General features: G+C 63.5%; 15 protein-coding genes. 2 read left to right on the forward strand and 13 right to left on the reverse strand.

The window, feature by feature from the left end; genetic code table 11:
* Together ACRCSW_RS07465 and ACRCSW_RS07470 are read right to left on the reverse strand one after the other, a co-directional pair.
* A partial coding sequence (locus ACRCSW_RS07465; RefSeq protein WP_438703881.1) for a nitrite/sulfite reductase occupies positions 1-1,261 on the reverse strand: 1,261 nt, incomplete at its 3' end.
* Between the two features lie 8 nt (positions 1,262-1,269).
* Positions 1,270-1,575 (reverse strand): DUF2849 domain-containing protein, encoded by a 306-nt coding sequence (locus ACRCSW_RS07470; protein WP_438703882.1) that lies wholly within the window; start codon positions 1,573-1,575, stop codon positions 1,270-1,272.
* A gap of 142 nt (positions 1,576-1,717) precedes the next feature.
* Between ACRCSW_RS07470 and ACRCSW_RS07475 the strand changes: the two genes are divergently transcribed.
* Positions 1,718-2,179 carry an Lrp/AsnC family transcriptional regulator gene (locus ACRCSW_RS07475; RefSeq protein ID WP_438703884.1) on the forward strand — a complete coding sequence of 154 codons (462 nt, stop codon included), beginning with the start codon at positions 1,718-1,720 and terminating at the stop codon, positions 2,177-2,179.
* Positions 2,180-2,301: 122 nt separating this feature from the next.
* Here the strand turns inward: ACRCSW_RS07475 and ACRCSW_RS07480 are convergent, their stop codons facing one another.
* The 8 genes from ACRCSW_RS07480 to ssb form a co-directional block, all read right to left on the reverse strand.
* Positions 2,302-3,477 carry a cytochrome P450 gene (locus ACRCSW_RS07480; protein WP_438703885.1) on the reverse strand — a complete coding sequence of 392 codons (1,176 nt, stop codon included), beginning with the start codon at positions 3,475-3,477 and terminating at the stop codon, positions 2,302-2,304.
* Positions 3,477-4,394 carry a DMT family transporter gene (locus ACRCSW_RS07485; RefSeq protein WP_438703886.1) on the reverse strand — a complete coding sequence of 306 codons (918 nt, stop codon included), beginning with the start codon at positions 4,392-4,394 and terminating at the stop codon, positions 3,477-3,479. The genes ACRCSW_RS07480 and ACRCSW_RS07485 overlap by 1 nt, the downstream gene beginning before the upstream one ends.
* Positions 4,395-4,454: 60 nt before the next feature.
* Positions 4,455-5,198 (reverse strand): triose-phosphate isomerase, encoded by a 744-nt coding sequence (gene tpiA, locus ACRCSW_RS07490; protein ID WP_438703888.1) that lies wholly within the window; start codon positions 5,196-5,198, stop codon positions 4,455-4,457.
* Positions 5,199-5,308: 110 nt separating this feature from the next.
* Positions 5,309-5,668, reverse strand: a complete 360-nt coding sequence (locus ACRCSW_RS07495; RefSeq protein WP_438703889.1) for a HesB/IscA family protein — start codon at positions 5,666-5,668, stop codon at positions 5,309-5,311.
* Positions 5,669-5,692: 24 nt separating this feature from the next.
* On the reverse strand, positions 5,693-6,418 hold the full coding sequence (locus ACRCSW_RS07500; RefSeq protein WP_438703891.1) for a DUF3307 domain-containing protein: 726 nt from the start codon (positions 6,416-6,418) through the stop codon (positions 5,693-5,695).
* On the reverse strand, positions 6,411-6,968 hold the full coding sequence (locus ACRCSW_RS07505; protein ID WP_438703893.1) for a hypothetical protein: 558 nt from the start codon (positions 6,966-6,968) through the stop codon (positions 6,411-6,413). The genes ACRCSW_RS07500 and ACRCSW_RS07505 overlap by 8 nt, the downstream gene beginning before the upstream one ends.
* A gap of 157 nt (positions 6,969-7,125) precedes the next feature.
* Complete coding sequence (locus ACRCSW_RS07510) at positions 7,126-7,479, reverse strand: SUF system Fe-S cluster assembly protein (RefSeq protein ID WP_438703894.1); 354 nt, start codon at positions 7,477-7,479, stop codon at positions 7,126-7,128.
* A gap of 82 nt (positions 7,480-7,561) precedes the next feature.
* Positions 7,562-8,074: a single-stranded DNA-binding protein gene (gene ssb / locus ACRCSW_RS07515; RefSeq protein WP_438703896.1), complete on the reverse strand. Its 513-nt coding sequence runs from the start codon at positions 8,072-8,074 to the stop codon at positions 7,562-7,564.
* Positions 8,075-8,289: 215 nt separating this feature from the next.
* Here ssb and ACRCSW_RS07520 point away from each other — a divergent pair, with 215 nt between their 5' ends.
* Entirely contained in the window at positions 8,290-8,904 is a 615-nt protein-coding gene (locus ACRCSW_RS07520) for a lytic transglycosylase domain-containing protein (protein WP_438703898.1), read from the forward strand.
* 226 nt (positions 8,905-9,130) lie between these two features.
* On the opposite strand, the gene ACRCSW_RS07525 is transcribed toward ACRCSW_RS07520, so the two are convergent.
* Genes ACRCSW_RS07525 through ACRCSW_RS07535 form a run of 3 tightly spaced genes read right to left on the reverse strand, consistent with a single transcriptional unit; the run spans position 9,131 to position 13,742 of the window.
* A complete protein-coding gene (locus ACRCSW_RS07525) occupies positions 9,131-11,230 on the reverse strand; it encodes a dipeptide ABC transporter ATP-binding protein (protein ID WP_438703900.1) in 2,100 nt (699 codons plus the stop codon).
* A gap of 4 nt (positions 11,231-11,234) precedes the next feature.
* Positions 11,235-12,641, reverse strand: coding sequence for an ABC transporter permease (locus ACRCSW_RS07530; RefSeq protein ID WP_438703901.1), 1,407 nt, complete (start codon positions 12,639-12,641; stop codon positions 11,235-11,237).
* 12 nt (positions 12,642-12,653) lie between these two features.
* Entirely contained in the window at positions 12,654-13,742 is a 1,089-nt protein-coding gene (locus ACRCSW_RS07535; protein ID WP_438703903.1) for an ABC transporter permease, read from the reverse strand.
* Positions 13,743-13,814 lie beyond the last annotated feature (72 nt).

Here is a 13,814-nt window from a genome sequence, read left to right on the forward strand (position 1 = left end):
GGGCGCAGTAGTCCATGCCGGGGCAGGCGATGATGTCGGAGAGGAGCCCGACGTTTGCTGTGCCTAGCCCGGCCTTTTGCAGGGCGGCGTGCAGCACTGGCAGGTCGGACTTGTGGACATGCGGCAGGATGACGTTCTGTTCGTGGCTGATCCTCAGGTCGGAATGTCCATATCTTTCAGCAAGATCAGCCATCAACCTCATCTGATCGGAAGTCGCGTCGCCGGGCGTTGCGCCGTGGGCCTTGAGGCTGACCGTCACGATCGCGTATTGGGCATTCCGGTGCGCGGTGAGGTTCGTGTCGGCCCATGCGCGGAAGACCGGGTCGGCCTTGTAGAAGGCGTCGTAGGCGTCGGTCGGCGCGTTCCGGAAGGCGGGGGGTGCGAAGGCTTCGGCGATTTCGGCCAGAAGCTTCTGGTCGTTCCCACCGAAAAGGGGGCGAAGCTCGGCGAAGCGGGCCTCGATCATCCGGGTGATTTCCTCGGCCCCGGTCTCGTGCACGGTGATCTTGATCCGCGCCTTGTACTTGTTATCGCGCCGGCCGAGCGTGTTGTAGACGCTGAGGATGGCCTCGACGTAAGGCAGGAGGTCGGCTTCGGGCAGGAATTGGCGCACGGTGACGCCGATCATCGGGGTCCGGCCGAGGCCGCCGCCGACCATGACCTCGAAACCGGGCTCACCTTTGTCGTTGCGGTGCATGCGAAGGCCGATGTCATGGGCTTTCGTCACCGCGCGGTCGTTCGGGCTGCCGGTGATGGCGATCTTGAACTTGCGGGGAAGGAACTGGAATTCCGGGTGGTCGGTGGACCACTGGCGGAGAAGTTCTGCGTAGGGGCGGGGGTCGGCGATCTCGTCAGCGGCAGCACCGGCGAAATGGTCGGCGGTGACGTTCCGGACGCAGTTGCCGGAGGTCTGGATCGCGTGCATCTCCACGTCCGCGAGAGCGCCAAGGATCGCGGGTACGTCCGGCAGTTTCGGCCAGTTGAACTGGATGTTCTGGCGGGTGGTGAAGTGGCCGTAGCCCTTGTCCCAGGTGTCGGCGATCATCGCCAGCTGCCGCATCTGGCGGGGGGAGACGGTGCCGTAGGGAATGGCGATCCGCAGCATGTAGGCGTGAAGCTGCAGGTAAAGGCCGTTCATCAGGCGGAGGGGACGGAATTCGTCTTCCGTCAGGCTGCCGTCAAGGCGGCGTTCGACCTGCTGGCTGAACTGCGCGACGCGGGCGCGGACAAAGGCTTCGTCGAAGTCGGAGTAGGAATACATCGCCCGCCTCAGTTCGCCAGGTCGGCTTGTTTGCCATGGTTGTAGTTCGACGGGCCGCGGGTGCGGAATTCCTCACGGAAGTGCGTAGGTTCCGGCCCGTTCGGCCCGGGTTTTGCATCGGCCAGATAGGCGCCCACGACGAAGAGCTTCTGTGCGGCGGCATGGAGAAGCCGCATTTGGGCATGAGCCTCATCCTCGATGAGCTCGGCCTCATGGTGAAACTGCGACCAGCGGTCGTCGGCGGTGAGGTAGACCACGTCCCCCTCACGCAGGAGGTTGGCGGTGACGATCTTGGGGGTGAAACGGCGGTTCATGATCTGCCCTCGGGTCGCGGGATAGCTGTCCGAATATAGGAGATTTTCCCATGTTTGGGCCAGATGGGCTTGCAGATAAGGACGTTTGTTCTGATACTGGACGGTGGTGGAACGTGGTTCCGGGAATTGGCGGAGGATGCGAATGGCGGCCCAACTGGACGATCTGGACCGGAAAATCCTGTCGGAGCTGCAGTCGGATGCTGAGCAGTCGCTGGACGAGATCGCGCGGAAAGTGGGTTCGTCGAAGACGCCGGTGTGGAACCGGATCCGGCGGATGCGGGAGCAGGGGGTGATCACCCGGACGACGGCGATCCTCGATGCCGAGGCGCTGGGGCTGGAGGCGTGCTTCTTCGTTCTGATCCGCACGTCGGAGCATGAGGCGGAATGGCAGCGCAAGTTTCTGAAGGCGCTGAGGGAGCGGCCCGAGGTGCTGGAGGCGCACCGGCTGGCGGGGGATATCGACTATATCCTGAAGGTCAGGGTGAAGAATGCGCGGGCTTATGACACGTTCTATCAGGCGCTGATTTCCGAGGTGCGTATCTACAATGTGACCGCACTTCTGAGCATGGAAGAGATCAAGTCGACCACTGTTCTGCCGTTGTGACCGGCGGTTTTCAAATTGAGCGCTGACGCGCGAAGACTCTTTGTCTCGCCTCTGCGCGTGAAGAACGCGCAGAGGCTCGGGCGGCCTCCGGCGGGGATACTTGGGCAAATGTGAAAGGCCCGTCAGGTCGTTACTTGCAGGGCGCCGAGGCCATGGAAGTGGAAGACGTCGGCATACTCCGGGGCCTGGGAGAGCTTGAGGTCGGGGCAGCGGCGGAAGAGGATGGGCAGGGCGATCTGCAGTTCCAGGCGGGCGAGGGGAGCGCCGACGCAGAAGTGGAGCCCCGCGCCGAAGGTGGCCGTCGGCTTGACCGGGCGGGCGGGGTTGAACCGGGCGGGGTCCTCCCAGACGCCGGGATCGCGGTTCGCCATGGCGAGGAGGAGCCCGACCTGATCGCCACGGTGGAAGGTGTGACCCATCACCTCGACGTCCTCATAGGCCCAGCGGGTGAACATGTGGAGCGCGGGGTCGTAGCGGAGGATTTCCTCGACAGTCGCCTCCGCTGCCTCCGGGTCCAGGGCCGAAAGGGGTGTGTGCGTCTCCAGGAGCGCCTTCACCCCGTTGCCGATCGTATGCACCGTGGCCTCGTGTCCGGCGTTCAGGAGGAGGATGCAGGTCGAGATCAGCTCATCGGTCGAGAGTTTCTCGCCCTCCATCTCGGCGGCGATCAGCTGCGAGATCAGGTCATCGGCGGGCCGTGCGCGGCGGTCGTTGACGTAGGCACGCAGGAAGGCCACGAAAGCCTCGGTCGCGGCGACGGCGCGGGTTTCCATCTCGCGGGTGCGGCCGGCCATGTACATGCCCACCATGGCATTCGACCAGCTGAGGAGGTCGGGGGCCATCTCTTCCGGTACGCCCAGAAGCCGGGCGATGATCCGGACGGGCAGGGGCTGGGCGAAGGCTTTCAGAAGGTCAAATTCGCCTGCGGGGAAGGCTGCGACAAGCTCTTCCGCCAGCGCCTCGATATCAGGCTGCAGCCCGGCGATCCGGCGCGAGGTGAAGGCGCGCAGCACCAGATTGCGGAGCCGGGTGTGGCGGGGAGGCTCCAGTTCCAGCATCGAATGCGCCTCGACCGCGTAGAAGGGCGCAAGATGCGGCGGGATCGGCAGGGGTTCGACCGGTTCGCGACCAAAGCGCCGGTCACGGAAGATCGCATTCACGGCGGCAGCGTTGCCGGTGCAGACAAGGCCATAGTCCTGCCAGCGAAAGAAGGGACCGGCCTCGCGGGCACGTTCGTAGAACGGGTAGGGGTTCTGCACGAACTCCGGCTCTTTCGGGGATTGCTGAAGCTCTTGCATCAGACCCGTTGCTTCCCGATCAGACCTTGGGCGACGAGTGCTCCGATGACGACGATGGCGGCGCCCAGGGTCTGCCACCAGTTCCAGGGGCCGCCGATCAGGAACACCATCAGCATGACATAGAACGGCACCGCATTCATGTGCATCGACGCCGCCCCGATCCCGATCCGGCCGACCGAGACGATCCAGAGCAGTTGGGAAACCGCCATCGATCCGATCCCGAAGATCGCCAGGCCCCCCAACTCTGGCAGGCCGATGGCCGACCACGCGGGCCAGGCGCCGCGCAAAAGCCCGTCAGCGATAGCGGCAAGGGTTGCGATCAGGGCGCAGCCCGCCACCGTAATGGCGCTCCGCCCAAGCGGGGTGAGCGCGGGCAGGGCGCGCACGGTTTCGCGTGAGCCCCACGTGTAGCAGAGGACCGACGCAAGTGCTGCGAGGACACCAAAACCGAAGTCGAGCTCACCCTCGGCGCCCCTTACGGCGATCAGGCCGCCCGCGACGGACAGGACCAGGCCAACGGCGAGGGCTTTGGTGAACGGTCGTTTGTCGGCAACGCATTCCAGAAGAATGCCCGCGACCGGCATGACCGCGGTGACGATCGCCACTGTGACCGGATCGTTGAGCTGCAGTGCGATGACGACGAAGAATGAGGCCATGCCCAGTGCGACAAAGCCGACCCAGGCGCCCGTCAACCAGTCGGCGCCAAGGACCGCCCGTTTGCCATCGACCATCCACCAGATCGGCACCAGCACCAGCGCCGCCAGAAGCGCGCGGGCGGCGGTGAGCGCGATGGGCGGCATATGCGGAATGATGAGGTCGGCAGCCGGAAGACCCGCCGCCCAGACGACCATCGAGGCAAGGCAGATCAGGTTTGCGGCGACGAGGGATCGGCGGGCCGTTGGTTCAAGGGCGGTCATGCGGGATGCATAGCCCGCGGGCTGTCTGCGGGCTGGCCCGTCAGCGACCAGCTTTGGTCGTCAGGCGGCTGAAAGCGCCTCGACGATGGCGCCGAAATCGGCGGCCTTGAGGCTAGCACCCCCGACGAGCGCCCCGTCTACGTGCGGGACAGCGAAGATCTCTGCCGCGTTCGAGGGTTTGACCGAGCCGCCATAAAGGATGCGCACGCCTTCCGCCTGGTCACCGATAAGGCCGCGGAGGCGACCGCGCAGGAAGCTGTGCACTTCGGCGATCTCGGAGAGCGTAGGTGTCCGGCCAGTGCCGATCGCCCAGACGGGTTCGTAAGCGATGACCAGATTGGCCGCTGTTGCCCCACCAGGGACCGAACCATCAAGCTGGGTGCCGATCACAGCAAGCGTCTTGCCGGAGTCACGCTCGGACTCCGTCTCGCCGATGCAGACGATGGCGATCAGCCCGGCATCCACCACCGCTTCGGCCTTTGCGCGGACCAGGGCATCGGTCTCGCCATGATCGGTGCGGCGTTCGGAATGGCCCAGAATCACGTGGGTTGCGCCCGCGTCCGTCAGCATGGCGGCAGAGATATCGCCGGTATGGGCGCCCTGGGGCTTTGGGTGGCAGTCCTGCGCGCCGACCTTGAGCGCAGTGCCCTTCGCGGCGGTGGCCATCTGGGCAATCAGCGTGGCAGGCGGGCAGAGGAGCATCTCGCAGACCGGATCAGGGTGGGCGGCAAGAAGCGCCGTTACCTCGACCAGCGAGGCGGCGGTGCCATTCATTTTCCAGTTTCCGGCGGCGAGTTTCTTCATGCTGCTGTCCCCCTTGCAGTCGGCACACGCCTAACGCGATTGAGCCGAAAGGAAAAGACTACAGATCGGGAACAATCTGTCGGCGCTTGGGGCCAGGTCTTGCTTTGCGATCAGGCGGCGGGTGCGTCGCGGAACTTGATCGATTCCCCGCAGCCGCAGGCTTCGGCCACATTCGGGTTGCGGAACTTGAACCCGGCTTCGAGAAGCCCGGTCTCATAGTCGATCTCGGTTCCGATCAGGAACATCTGGGCCATGGGGGCGATCATCACCCGGGCGCCGTCCTGTTCAACAACCTCGTCCAAGGGGTTGACAGAGCTGACATATTCCATCGTGTATTCCATGCCCGCACAGCCGCCCTTCTTGACGCCGATGCGAAGACCGCTTGATCCCTGACGCTCCATCAGCCGGGCGATCTGGCTGGTGGCGGCGGGGGTAAGGGTGACGGCGGCTTTGCCGGGAATGCCGAACATGGGTTTGCTCCTCTGGCCTTTAATCTAAGGTGTTGCAGGCAGAATTCCAAGCGGGGGAAGTGCTGCAAGCAGAGCAAGGCAGCAATAGCCGGTCAGCAAGGCCCAGCCGAACGACGCGAGCGTGCCGATTATGACGTATTCCGAGAACGCCCGGTCGTCTTTCAGGGCGCCGAAACGCAGGATCGACTTGGCGGCTATCAGGAAGCCCACGCCGCCAGTTTGCCCCAGAAGGACAAGGGCGAAGATGAGCCCGCGTTCCAGAAGGCCGATGAGGCGACCCGCGCCAGGAAGGCTTTCAGCACGGATGTCGGGGAGCAGCTTTTCCGCGAAGGGCTCCATCAGCAGGCCGATGGCAAAGCCGCCTGCGCGGGTGGCAAGGATTGCTCCGCTGGCAAGGGCCATCAGGCCGGGCAGGGGGGCGATATCGGCCCAGACGCCTTCGGTCCAGATCGTCGGCCGCGAGATTGCGAGGGCGGCCAGCACCGCGAGATGTGCGGCCTGATCAAGAAGGAAGGGTCCAACCCCGCGCGGCGCCCGCGCCTTCAGGGCATCGGTGGCGACGTGCAGTGCCGTCAGCCAGACGAGGCCCAGGTCAACACCTCCGGTCGCGATGATGGCTGTGACGAGGACGACCGCACCGTGAAGCCCAAGGCCTGCAGGGGTGCGCTTGTTCGCGACCATCCAGTTGGTTTGAAAGACAAAATCGGCAAGCACATGAGCGAAGAGCAGGGCGGCGAGGGTTTCAATCATCTGGATCGCCTTTGTGTCCGAAGTGATCAAGGAAGTCATTTGCCGCGCCGTTTATCTGGTCGAATCCGGCAGCTTGCAGGCGAGCGGCGACGGCCTGTCTGCTGATGCCAAGGCGTTCCGCCATTATCGATTGAGTTGGAGCGCCTTCAGGGGCCAGGGCCATCGCGATCACTTCAGCCTGCTCTGGGGACCAGGTTGCGGTCTGCCGGTCGATCATGGCAATCAAACGAAGGTGCAGCTTGTCGGTACCTTCGCCAGCGAGCACCAGGCGGCGGGGCGGTCTCAGGTCGTCCAGCGCGCGACCGGATGCGATGAAGGCGCTGCCACTGGCGGTCCCGAGGCTTTTCTCGTTTTCGACATATGCCGAGCCAAGGCCCAGCGCGATGCGGCTTTCAAGCCCGCCCCTGGCCCTTAGTTCAGACACGAAGAGCAGCGTGGTGGTCAGGCCAAGACCCGGATTTTGAAGATAGATCTGCCAACCATCCCCGCGATATCTGGTAAAGCGGGTCAAAGGATTGATGCGGTTTGCAGTGTGGGAGATGAGGTCCATCGCCGCCTCGACCGCCGCTGGTTCGGCGTCGGTCGAGCCGATCAGGTCTCCGGTCAGGACGGCGGCTTGGGGCTCCATAAGCAAGTCATACAGCTTGCTATCTTGAAATGCAACCGTATTGGCTTGCTTCTAGAAAATGCAAACTTCTGGGCTTGCCCTACATGAACCCCAGTTCCAGCCGGGCCTCGTCGGACATCATGTCCATGCCCCAGGGCGGATCGAAGGTCATCTGGACGTCGACATGCTTGACACCCGGCAAAGGTTCGACCGCATTGGCGACCCAGCCGGGCATTTCGCCGGCCACCGGGCAGCCCGGAGCGGTCAGCGTCATCGTGATGTCGACCTCGTTCTCTTCCCCGATCTCGATCGTGTAGACGAGGCCGAGGTCGTAGATGTTCACCGGAATTTCAGGATCATACACCGTCCGGCAGGCCTCGACGATCTGCGGATACAGCGGATGATCGGTGCTGGAGGGCTTGATGAGCGGCTTGCCCTCGATCTGGTCGTGCATCTTTCCTACCCGGCGCCAAAGTTTGTTGACCAATTATATAGGGATTATACCCGTCAAGGTCCAGTGGCGCGGGAGGCAGGTGTCAGAACGGGATCTCGTCATCCATGTCGGACCGGCTGCCGCCGCCACCCGACCCGCCGCCCGATCCGCCACGACCGCCCTGCGAGCCGCCGCCCGATTGCCCGCCCTCATCATAGCCGCCGCGGTCGTCATACCCGCCGCCACCGCCGCCCGAGCCGCCGTCGCGACCGCCAAGCAGCGTCAGTTCGCCCCGGAACTGCCGCAGCACGATCTCGGTCGTGTAGCGATCCGCGCCGGACTGGTCCTGCCATTTCCGGGTTTCAAGCTGCCCCTCGATATAGACGGTCGAGCCCTTGCGCAGGTACTGCTCGGCGATCTTGCCAAGCGCCTCGTTGAAGATCGCGACCGAATGCCATTCGGTACGCTCCTTACGCTCACCCGTCTGCTTGTCGCGCCAGGTTTCCGATGTGGCGATGCGAAGGTTCACGACCTTGCCGCCATTCGGAAAGCTCCGCACCTCCGGGTCGCGGCCGAGGTTGCCCACGATGATGACCTTGTTGACCGACCCCGCCATGCGATTCTCCTTATGGTGTCCGTGTCAGCTTCGACGCGGATGGTTAACAAACCTATACAGTGCCTGCGAGCCGCTGCAACTCGGCTTGCAGGCAAAGCTCTGCCGGGTCTTGGCAAGGTGAGGAAAGCCCATAAAATCCCGACTGGAAAACCGGGACAAACCGGCTATAGTCTCGCCGGTCGCACCGTAAGGTGTTTTGGGGGACAGGTGCAGGATTGTCGAACAAGCTCGTCCGTCTGGCCACCGTTGTTGTTGTGCTGACTGCGCTGCCGATCGGGGCGCTGGCAGAGGGTCTGAACATTTCGGGTTCGTCCAAATCGCGCAAGGCGATCTTTGAATCCCAGGCGGCCCTCATCGACAAGAAGCTGGCGAAGCAATACAGCGGTTCGGTCAAGCACACGCCCAACTATAAGAAAAACAAGGAAGAAGTCGCAAGCACCGAGGGCATCCCGGCCTATCGCGGGAGCTACAAGGGCCAGTACCTTGAGGTCGCCAAAGCCGCAGCGCGGAAGCATGGTGTGCCGGAAGACCTGTTCCTGCGACTGGTCCAGCAGGAGAGCGGTTGGAATGCAACTGCGGTCTCGCATAAGGGTGCCACGGGTCTTGCGCAGCTGATGCCGGGAACCGCCCAGAAGCTCGGGGTCGATATCGACAATCCGGAAGAAAATCTGGAGGGCGGCGCGCGGTATCTGCGGATGATGTTCGACAAGTTCGGAACCTGGGAGCTTGCGCTGGCCGCCTACAACGCCGGGCCGGGTGCTGTGGAACAGCATGACGGCGTGCCGCCCTATGCCGAGACCGAGGGTTATGTGAAGGCCATCCTGGGTTAGCGCCGACGATACGACCGCCTTCGGGGAAAGAAGTCCCAAGATTGCGAAACGAGGACGGCCGGAGGGTTAACCTTCGGAGCTTCTGCTGATTCCCGGTCCCTGGCTTCGGTCTGGAAGGCGTCTTGAAGCCGTTTTGCTTATGTATATACCCGCTGTATATACTGGCGCCATTAACCAAGGCCGCGAAGAAAGAGCCCTCCGTCCGACTATTTCTGCCGGACTCCACCTATTCGGCGGCGATCTTGATCACCGGCTCCATCTTCGAAAGCACCTCGACCGAGAGATGGCACTTGATCTGGTGACCCTCGGCCAGTACCTGCACCGGCGGCACTTCACGGTCGCAAAGGCCGTTGGGGACCTGCGACTTCCAGCGGCAGCGGGTCTGGAACGGGCAACCGGGGGGCGGGTTCATGGCCGAGGGGATGTCGCCTTCCAGGACAATGCGCTTGCGCGTGACCCTCGGGTCGGCAATCGGGACGGCGGACAGAAGCGCCTCGGTATAGGGGTGGTAGGGCGGTGAGAAGACCTGATCGGTCGAGCCCATTTCGACGACATGGCCGAGGTACATCACCATGACCCGGTCGCTGAGGTAGCGCACGATCGAAAGGTCATGGCTGATGAAGAGAAGCGTCGTGCCATTTTCGCGCTGGATGTCCATCAGAAGGTCGGTCACCGCGGCCTGAACGCTGACGTCCAATGCGCTGACGGGTTCGTCGGCGATGACCACCTTGGCGCCCCCTGCAAAGGCGCGGGCGATACCGACGCGCTGCTTCTGGCCGCCCGAAAGCTGGCGGGGCATCCGTTCGGCGAAGGCACGCGGAAGCTTCACCAGATCCAGAAGCTCAAGCATCCTTTGCTCGCGCTCGGAATCCGATTTGCCGTAGCCGAAGACCTCGAGCGCGCGGATGATCTGGCGGCCTACGGTCATGCTGGGGTTCAGCGTGTCGAAGGGGTTCTGGAACACCATCTGCAGGCTGGAGATCGTATCAGCGCCCCGCTTCTGGATCGGGGTCGACTGCACGTTTTCGTCGAAGAGCATGATGTTGCCGCTGGTCGCGGTCTCAAGCCCCATCAGCACCTTCGCAAAGGTGGATTTTCCGCAACCGGATTCGCCGACGATGGCCAGCGTTTCGCCGGCGTGCGCCTCGAAGCTGAGCGTTTCGTTGGCTTTCACCACTTTGCTCATCCCGCCGCCGAAGGCACCGGTGGAGACGCTGTAGTATTTCTTGAGGTCCTCCATCTTCAGCACGACTTCGCCGAGGGGGCGCTTTTCCTTGGCAACCCGCTTTGCCGGGGGGGCGTCCCAGTCGATTTCCGACCAGCGCAGGCAGCGGCTTGCGTGCCGGTCGCCAGTGGGGACGGTGGACATCGGGATATCGGCGTGGTCACAGCGCCCGGCCTGGAAGTAGTCGCAGCGCGGGCCGAAGTTGCAGCCCTTCGGGCGTTCATGCGGCAGGGGGAAGTTGCCGGGGATCGAAATCAGCGGGCGTGAGTTCTTGTCGGCGCCGGGCAGGGGGATCGAGCGGAAGAGGGCCTGCGTGTAGGGGTGGCGCATTTCGGTGAAGACTTCGGCGACGTTGCCGGTTTCCACCGCCTCACCTGAATACATGACGCAAAGCCGGTCGCAGACGTCGAGCACGAGGCCAAGGTTGTGGCTGATGAAGAGCATCGAGGTGCCGTATTTCTCGCCCAGCTCTTTGACGAGGTCCACGATCCCGGCTTCGACCGTCACATCAAGCGCGGTGGTGGGTTCGTCCAGGATCAGAAGCGCAGGCTTTGCCATCAGCGCCATCGCGATGACGATGCGCTGCTGCTGGCCGCCCGAAAGCTGGTGGGGATAGGCGTTCACGATGCGGTCGGGGTCGGGGAGGCGTACGTCGGCCACGATCTGCCGTGCCAGCTTCCAGGCATCGTCCCTGGCCATGCCCTGATGGATCATCGGAACCTCGGCCAGCTGCGCCCCGACCTTCATCGCAGGGTTCAGCGAGGCCATCGGTTCCTGATAGATCATGGCGATTTCCGACCCGCGGATGCGGCGCAGGTCTTCGTCGCCCATATGGGTCAGGTCGCGGCCCTTGAACTTGATCGTGCCATCGACGATCCGGCCGTTCTTGCCCAGTTCGCGCATGACGGCCAAAGCCACGGTCGACTTGCCGCAGCCGGATTCGCCAACCAGCCCCATCGCCTCGCCCGCCATCACGGTGCAGGAGAAATCCATCACCGCAGGAATCTCGCGGAGACGCGTGAAGAACGAGATCGAGAGGTTCTCGATTTCCAGGATGGGCTGGGACGGGTCCCACGGTTTGGTGGCTAGCGTTTCGGCCATGGCATTAATCCTTCAAGCTTTCTTCGCGCAGACCGTCGGCCAGAAGGTTGAGGCCGAGGACGAGGCTCATGAGAGCAAGGGCCGGCACGACCGCCGGGTGGGGGAAGAGGTTCAGAAGCTTCCGCCCGTCGTCGATGGTCGACCCCCAGTCGGGGCTGTCGGGCGAGACGCCAAGCCCGAAGAAGCCGAGCGTTCCAAGGAGGATCGTCGTATAGCCGATGCGCAGGCAGAAATCGACGATCAGGGGGCCGCGCGCGTTGGGCAGGATCTCCCAAAGCATGATGTACCACGGGCCTTCGCCGCGGGTCTGCCCGGCAGCCACATAGTCGCGCGCCTTGATGTCCATCACGAGGCCCCGCACGATCCGGAAGACACCCGGCGAGTTCACGAAGACGACCGAGACGAACACGTTCAGCATGTTCGGTTCCATCGACCAGACGCCCAGCGGGTCCATGTTGAAGGCCAACCCGGAATAGGCCCAGAGACCGAGGAGCAGCGTCAGCCCGACGTAAAGGTTCCGCTTGGTCTTGTCGGTGTGGTAGCGCGAGTTCCAGAGGATGCAGAGGAAGATGATAGGGAAGATGAAGAGGACCGCCGCCAGCACGATAGGGATGCCGGTGACCCGGATCTCGGGCGTGACGAGGAGGTAGAAGAGGAGGATCACGGGGAAGGCGAGGACGAGGTTGGCAAAGAACGAGATGATCGTGTCGAGTCGCCCGCCGAAGTAGCCGGCAGGCAGGCCGAGCGTGATGCCGACCATGAAGGCGAAGAGCGTGGCGGCGGGGGCGATCTTCAAAACCTCGCGCGCGCCCATCACCATGCGGCTGAACACGTCGCGTCCCAGATGGTCGCCGCCCAGGAGATACCAGGCATAGGCGCTGTCGGCGGCGCTGCCGGAGGGGTCGTTCTTCAGCCCGGCGATCTGCGCCAGCGGGTCATGGGTGATGATGACGTCGGCAAAGATGGCGGTGAAGACCCAGAACATCACGATGGCAAAGCCGATCATGCCGACGGTGGAATCGAAAAGCTTGCCGTAAAGCCCCAGCCTGCGTCTGAAGCGGATCGACAGCACGAAAGTCGCGATCAGCGCCAGCCAGATCGGCCAGAGGCGGACGGCCATGGCCCCGAAGATGCCCGCTTCGACGGGCGAGGGCATCACCGCGCCCGCTGCCAGCATTCCCACGATCGACAGGAGCGCCGCGAGGAAGCTGTACCGGATCGTAAGCCCGGCATACTCTCCGGGTGAGCGGCCCGTAATGGTGCCATCGGCGTCCGGCAAACCCGGACCGTTGGCGCCCGCGAGGGTCAGCAGCAGTTTGGCGATCAGTGCCAGGGCAAGGACGATGAGGGCGATCTGCAGCACCGGCAGAAGAACGTTGCCCGCAGTTCCAGTCCAGGTCAGAGCTTCCATGTTCTCAACTCCTCAGGACAGACGGATGCGGGGGTTCAGGTAGACATAGCCGATGTCCGAGATCAGCTGCGTTATCAGCACGACAAAGACGGCAACGACGGAACAGCCAAGCAGGAGCTGGATGTCGTTGTTGGAGGCGGCTTGCACCAGCGTCCAGCCGAAGCCCTTGTAGTTGAACAGCGTCTCGACAATCACGACGCCGTTCAGAAGCCAGGGGAACTGCAGCATGATGACGGTGAAAGGCGCTATGAGCGCGTTCCGCAGCGCATGCTTCATGACGACCGAGCGGAAGCCTACGCCTTTCAGCCGGGCGGTCCGGATGTACTGCTGGGTCATCACCTCGGTCATCGAGGCACGGGTCATGCGGGCGATGTAGCCGATGCCGTAAAGCGCGATCGTCAGGACCGGCAGCGTGAAGTTCCAGAACGTGATGTCGTCCATTGCCGAGGTGGCCGAGGCCAGGAACAGCGTCTTCTTTGGCTCGATGAGCCCGTATTCGGCGAGGATCGGCGAGATGCCCGTCGCCGCGGTGGCAAACAGGGCAACGAGGATGACGCCTGACACGTACTCTGGCGTGGCCGTGGTGGCGATCGAGAAGGTCGAAAGCGTGCGGTCGGTGACCGATCCTTCCTTCATGCCGGAAAGGACGCCGAGGATCAGCGCGGACGGCACCATCACGAGCATCACCGCGAGCATCAGCCAGCCCGTGGCGGCGAGCTTTTCGCCAAGCGATCCCGCGACGGGTTGCTTGAAGACAGTCGAAAAGCCCCAGTCGCCCTGAAGGATACCGCAGAAGGTTGGCGCGGCAGCCGGGTCTGCGCCGATCTCGAAACAGCGCCCGCGCGCCTGGCCCTTCTCGTCAGTGTAGGTCCAGCCCGGCACCACGCCCAGCCACTGGCCGTAGCGGGCGAAGATGTTGCCCGAATGGCCGTTCTGTTCGATCCATGCTGCCACAGCCTCGTCCGTCATGCGGACTGAGCCCTCGGTTCGCGCCAGTTTTTCAAGGTTTGGCGGAAGGTTCGTGAGGTAAAACACCACGAATGTCAGAGCGAGAGCGGTCAGGAGCATTACTCCCAGCCGCCGAAGGACGAATTTCGTCATCGGGACACCCTCCGCAGCGGGTTATGGTGGGGAAGGGACGCGGACGGGCCGCGCCCCATTTGCCTAGCGGGT

This window comes from Tabrizicola sp., from assembly GCF_051645465.1.
In the GTDB taxonomy this organism is placed as follows: domain Bacteria; phylum Pseudomonadota; class Alphaproteobacteria; order Rhodobacterales; family Rhodobacteraceae; genus Tabrizicola.

Excerpts from the sequence above, each read along its gene's own strand:
- ACRCSW_RS07480 (WP_438703885.1), bottom strand. The coding sequence starts at position 3,477 with ATGCAAGAGCTTCAGCAATCCCCGAAAGAGCCGGAGTTCGTGCAGAAC.
- ACRCSW_RS07525 (WP_438703900.1), bottom strand. The coding sequence starts at position 11,230 with ATGGCCGAAACGCTAGCCACCAAACCGTGGGACCCGTCCCAGCCCATC.
- tpiA (WP_438703888.1), bottom strand. The coding sequence starts at position 5,198 with ATGAAGAAACTCGCCGCCGGAAACTGGAAAATGAATGGCACCGCCGCC.
- ACRCSW_RS07485 (WP_438703886.1), bottom strand. The coding sequence starts at position 4,394 with ATGACCGCCCTTGAACCAACGGCCCGCCGATCCCTCGTCGCCGCAAAC.
- ACRCSW_RS07500 (WP_438703891.1), bottom strand. The coding sequence starts at position 6,418 with ATGATTGAAACCCTCGCCGCCCTGCTCTTCGCTCATGTGCTTGCCGAT.
- ACRCSW_RS07475 (WP_438703884.1), top strand. The coding sequence starts at position 1,718 with ATGGCGGCCCAACTGGACGATCTGGACCGGAAAATCCTGTCGGAGCTG.
- ACRCSW_RS07535 (WP_438703903.1), bottom strand. The coding sequence starts at position 13,742 with ATGACGAAATTCGTCCTTCGGCGGCTGGGAGTAATGCTCCTGACCGCT.
- ACRCSW_RS07505 (WP_438703893.1), bottom strand. The coding sequence starts at position 6,968 with ATGGACCTCATCTCCCACACTGCAAACCGCATCAATCCTTTGACCCGC.
- ACRCSW_RS07470 (WP_438703882.1), bottom strand. The coding sequence starts at position 1,575 with ATGAACCGCCGTTTCACCCCCAAGATCGTCACCGCCAACCTCCTGCGT.
- ACRCSW_RS07530 (WP_438703901.1), bottom strand. The coding sequence starts at position 12,641 with ATGGAAGCTCTGACCTGGACTGGAACTGCGGGCAACGTTCTTCTGCCG.
- ssb (WP_438703896.1), bottom strand. The coding sequence starts at position 8,074 with ATGGCGGGGTCGGTCAACAAGGTCATCATCGTGGGCAACCTCGGCCGC.
- ACRCSW_RS07495 (WP_438703889.1), bottom strand. The coding sequence starts at position 5,668 with ATGTTCGGCATTCCCGGCAAAGCCGCCGTCACCCTTACCCCCGCCGCC.
- ACRCSW_RS07510 (WP_438703894.1), bottom strand. The coding sequence starts at position 7,479 with ATGCACGACCAGATCGAGGGCAAGCCGCTCATCAAGCCCTCCAGCACC.